1 protein-coding gene is annotated in these 626 nt (G+C 61.7%); it reads left to right on the top strand.

Annotation, left to right across the window (positions count from 1 at the left end; all coding sequences use genetic code 11):
* Window positions 1-111: 111 nt before the first annotated feature.
* Window positions 112-626 (top strand): molecular chaperone TorD family protein (locus RR842_RS14720; RefSeq protein WP_332730317.1); only part of this gene is annotated, 515 nt, incomplete at its 3' end.

Raw genomic sequence — 626 nt, forward strand, 5'->3', positions numbered from 1 at the left:
AGCGTGCGGGCGCGCTGTACTACGACCGCGGGTGGCAGGCCACCGAGGCCGGTAAAGACGTGGCGACCGACGCAAGCCGCTCGGCTTTGGTGTAAGGAAGGATGGTACGGTATGCAAGTTGAGAATATGATCGAGCCGATGTTGTGGGAAGACGTGTGTGGCGTTCTGGAAAGCCGTTCCGAGTTCTATCTGATGCTGGCCGGGCTTTATTTCAAGCCGCTCACCCAGGCTCAGATCGACGGCATGGCCGAAGAGGACTACGCGGGCTATGTCGTCGGGGAGAGCCTGCTCGACGAGGGGTTCGACGATATCCGCCGCGCTTTGCGCAAGCGCCATACGGGCACCCGTTCCATCCTGGCCACCGAGTGGACCAGTACGTTCGGCGGCGCCGAGGCATACAAGGGACGCTACTGCGTGCCGAACGCCTCAGTCTTCCTGGACGAGTCGGGCTTGACCTACGGCAGGCCCCGCACCGAGGTGAGTAGAATCTACGGGGAGCAGTGCTTGCGCCTTGCCGACAACAGCGGCATGCCGGAGAGCCATATATCCTTCGAACTTGAGTTCCTGTCGATTCTCTCAGGTGAGATATCCCGGCACTTGCGAGCGGGGGAGTTCGATCGGGCCCT

Source organism: Gordonibacter sp. (assembly GCF_036667095.1).
Classification (GTDB): Bacteria; Actinomycetota; Coriobacteriia; order Coriobacteriales; family Eggerthellaceae; genus Gordonibacter.